At 70.8% G+C, this 3,979-nt stretch carries 3 protein-coding genes; all 3 read right to left on the bottom strand.

The features are described from left to right. Window positions 1-224: helix-turn-helix domain-containing protein (locus ACFFNX_RS44300; protein ID WP_378212263.1), on the bottom strand; the 224-nt coding region annotated here is incomplete at its 3' end. 305 nt (window positions 225-529) lie between these two features. Beyond that, window positions 530-1,099, bottom strand: coding sequence for a sigma-70 family RNA polymerase sigma factor (locus ACFFNX_RS44295; RefSeq protein ID WP_378212262.1), 570 nt, complete (start codon window positions 1,097-1,099; stop codon window positions 530-532). 118 nt (window positions 1,100-1,217) lie between these two features. Beyond that, the coding region (locus ACFFNX_RS44290; protein ID WP_378212261.1) for a HAMP domain-containing hybrid sensor histidine kinase/response regulator at window positions 1,218-3,979 on the bottom strand (2,762 nt) is incomplete at its 5' end.

Raw genomic sequence — 3,979 nt, 5'->3', positions numbered from 1 at the left:
ACCCGCGCCGCGTCCTCCAGCACCCGCCGGTCCACCGGCCCGAGCCCGAGCGCGTCCGCGAACGCCGCCACCGTACGCCGCTGAGGGCCCCGGCTGCGCCCGCGTTCCATGTCGCCGATCGCGCGGACGCTGACCCCGGAGGCGGACGAGAGATCTTCGATGGTCAGCTCCGCCGCGCGCCGGTATCCGCGCAGGAGTTCGCCGAACGCCTCCGTCTGTGCCATCGCCACCTCACCCGCACGTCGGCCGCGACCGGCGAACGCGTACTTCTGCCGGTACTTCTGCCTGGCCGGGCGCGACGGGCCCCTGCTTGCATCGGAAGACGGCCGCCACGGATCCGGCCGCGCCGCCCTCCGGGTGCGACGGCGAAGGCGCCGCGCCCGGATTTCGGCACGCCTGCCAATCTTCCCCCGCGTACGGCGGAACGCCTAGATCGTTGGCGAATATCGCCGCGGCGACGTGAGCGAAGGCGCCCGGAACCGGTACGAGGACGGATCCGGGCGGCGCGCCGAACGGGCCGGTGAAGGCCTTACGCCGGGTCGTCCATCAGCTCGTCGATGTGCAGCCGGAGCCGGCGCAGGGCGTGGTGGACGCGTGACTTGACGGTCCCGACGGGCAGGCCCAGCAGTTCGGCGGCCTCGGCGGCCGTACGGTCGGCGAAGTAGACCACGCCGAGGACCTCACGGTGGGCCGGGCCGAGCCGGGAGAGGGCCTTGGCGACGACCACGGAGTCCACCACGGCGCTCGCGTGGTCCTCCAGGAACGGGGCGGCGGCGGCGTCCGCGGCGACCTCATCCGGGCGCGCCCGGCGGGCGCGGAACCGGTCCACGCAGATGTTGTGCGCCACCCGCATCAGCCAGCCGGCCACGGAGCCCCGTCCGGAGGTCAGCCGCCCGGCGTTGCGCCAGGCGCGGAGCATGGTCTCCTGGACGACGTCCTCGGCCTGGTACGGGTCGGACGTCAACCGGGTGACGTAGGACAGCAGCATCGCACCGTGGTCGGCGTACAGCCGGTCGACCAGCGCCCGGCCCTCGTCGTCCGGCGGCAGGCCGGCGTCGCGGGACGGTACGTCGTCGCGGTTCAGCACGAGGGGGCTCATGGGGGCGCTCCAGGTTCACGCGGTCATCGCCTGCATGACGATGCAAACAAGCGCCCCCGGTCACCGACCAGGCAGAAGCACCGGCAGAACTCCCAGGCGGAACCGCGTAAGCCGACCCTCACGTCTCCGTGCCGCCGGTCGCCGGCCGCTCCGGGCCCGTGCCGGGGCCGGACGGATCCACCTTGGGTCCGTCGCCGGTCTGCCCCGCGGCCCTCGGGTCGAGCAGGTCGCATGCGATCTTCAGCAGCCGGTCCACGTCGAGGACGGGCTTTTGCAGGTAGTCGTTCGCGCCGGCCGCCAGGGCCTTCTCGCGCTCGCCGGGGATGGCCTTCGCACTGAGCACGACGATCGGCAGGTTCGCGTACCGCGACTCGGAGCGGATCGCCCGGATGGCCTCGTACCCGTCCATCACCGGCATCATGATGTCCATCAGCACGAGGGACACCTCCGCGTCGCGTTCGAGGATCTCGATCGCCTCCCGGCCGTTCAGCGCGTACCGGACGGGCAGGCCGACACGTGCGAGCAGCCGGGTCAGCGCGATCACGATACGGATGTCGTCGTCGACGATGAGGATCTTGCCCGAGAGCATCCGCGCGGCGCGCTCGGCGTTCCACTCCTCCAGCCGCGTCGTGGCGCCGGGCCGCTCGTCCCGCGCGCGCCAACGCATGGCGTCCGTGTCCTCGGCCTCGGCGACGGGCTCCGGCGCCTCCAGCGCGAGCCTGCCGATCGGGACCGTCGTCTCCTCGGCCGGCGGATGGCCCGGGTGGACGACCGGGACGTACAGGGTGAAGGAGCTGCCGACGCCGGGCTCGCTCTCGGCGGTGATGCGGCCGCCGAGCAGCGTCGCGAGCTCCCGGCTGATCGACAGGCCCAGGCCCGTGCCGCCGTACTTGTGGCTGCCGGCGCCGTGGGCCTGCTCGAACGCCTCGAAGATCGTGCCGAGCTTCTCGCGGGCGATGCCGATGCCGGTGTCCTCCACGGTGAAGGCGATGGTCTCGCCGAGTTCGCGGACGGCGTCGGCGTCGACGCGCTCGACGCGGAGCGTGACCCGGCCCTGCGGCGTGAACTTGATCGCGTTCGACAGCAGGTTGCGCAGGATCTGCTGGAGCCGCTGCTCGTCGGAGAACAGCTCGCCGGGCGCGTCCTCGGCCACGTGCACCTCGAACTCCAGGCCGCGGTCGCGGGCGATGGGCCGGGACGTGGCGTTCACGTAGTCGAGCAGCGTGACCAGCGGCAGCTTCTTCGGGCGGATGTCGAGGCGGCCGGCCTCGACCTTCGACAGGTCGAGGATGTCGTTGATGAGCTGCAACAGGTCGGAGCCGGAACGGTGGATGCTGGTGGCGAAGGTGACCTCCTCCTCCGAGAGGTTCTGCCGCGCGTTGTCGGCCAGCAGCCGCGCGTAGATCAGCATCGAGCTCAGCGGCGTGCGCAGCTCGTGGGACATGTTGGCCAGGAACTCCGACTTGTACTGCGAGGAGGAGGCCAGCAGGGCGGCCTTCTCGGCCAGCTCCTCGTTGGAGTGCTGAAGCTCGCCCTGCTGCCGCTGCAGCTCGTCGGAGCGCTCCTGGAGCTGCTGCGCGAGGTTCTGGGACTCGGCGAGCAGCATCTCGGTGCGGGCGTTGGCGAGGATCGTGTTGAGCGCGACGCCGATCGTGGTGACGAACTGGTCGAAGAAGGCCAGGTGCACGTCGGAGAAGCGGGAGAACGACGCCAGCTCGATGATGCCTAGCAGCGTGTCCTCGAACAGGATCGGGATGATGACGATGCTGGCCGGAGACGACTGTCCCAGCCCCGAACTGATCTTGATGTAGTCCGGCGGGATGTCCTCCAGGAGCAGCCGTTTCTTCTCCCCGGCGGCCTGCCACACGAGGCCCTGGGCCAGCGGTCCGGACGACGCGGTGTCGCCGCCCTGCAGGCCGTACCCGGCGATCAGCGCGAGGCCGCGCCGGTGACCGGCCGGGCGGCCGGGCCAGTCGCCGCCGGCCTCGGTGTCGGCGAGGAAGAACGCGCCGTACTGGGCGTTCACCAGCGGGGTCAGCTCCCGCAGGATCAGGTCGGCGACCTCCACCAGATCGCGGTGGCCCTGCATCAGGCCGGCGAGGCGGGTCAGGTTGGACTCCAGCCAGTCCTTCGCCCGCGTGGTCTCGCGGAGGTTGGAGACCATCAGGTTGATGTTGTCCTTCAGCTCCGAGACCTCGCCGTGCGTCTCGACGGTGATGTGGCGCGACATGTCGCCCTGGGCGACGGCCGAGGTGACCTCGGCGATCGCGCGGACCTGGGTGGTGAGGTTGCGGGCCAGCTCGTTGACGTTCGTCGTCAGGCGCTTCCAGGTGCCGTGCACGCCCTCGACCCGCGCCTGACCGCCCAGCCGGCCCTCACTGCCGACCTCGCGGGCCACTCGTGTGACCTCGGAGGAGAACGAGGACAGCGTGTCGACCATCGTGTTGATGGTCGTCTTCAGCTCGAGGATCTCGCCGCGGGCGTCGACGTCGATCTTCGCGCCCAGATCGCCCTGGGCGACGGCCGTCGCGACCTGGGCGATGTTGCGCACCTGCGAGGTCAGGTTGGCGGCCATGAAGTTCACGTTGTCGGTCAGGTCCTTCCACACCCCCGACACACCACGGACCTGCGCCCGGCCGCCCAGGTTGCCCTCGGTACCGACCGCGCGGGCCACGCGCGTGACCTCGTCCGCGAAGGCGGAGAGCTGGTCGACCATGGTGTTCACCGTGGTCTTGAGCTGGAGGATCTCGCCCTGGGCGTCCACGCTGATCTTCTTGGACAGGTCGCCGTTCGCCACCGACGTGGTGACCTGGGCGATGTTGCGCACCTGCGACGTCAGGTTCGACGCCATGAAGTTCACGTTGTCGGTCAGGTCCTTCC

It is taken from the genome of Actinoallomurus acaciae (assembly GCF_042429965.1).
GTDB classification, from domain to species: domain Bacteria; phylum Actinomycetota; class Actinomycetes; order Streptosporangiales; family Streptosporangiaceae; genus Actinoallomurus; species Actinoallomurus acaciae.
Note: the sequence above shows the minus strand (reverse complement) of the source record. Positions and strands in the feature narration are given on the sequence as shown.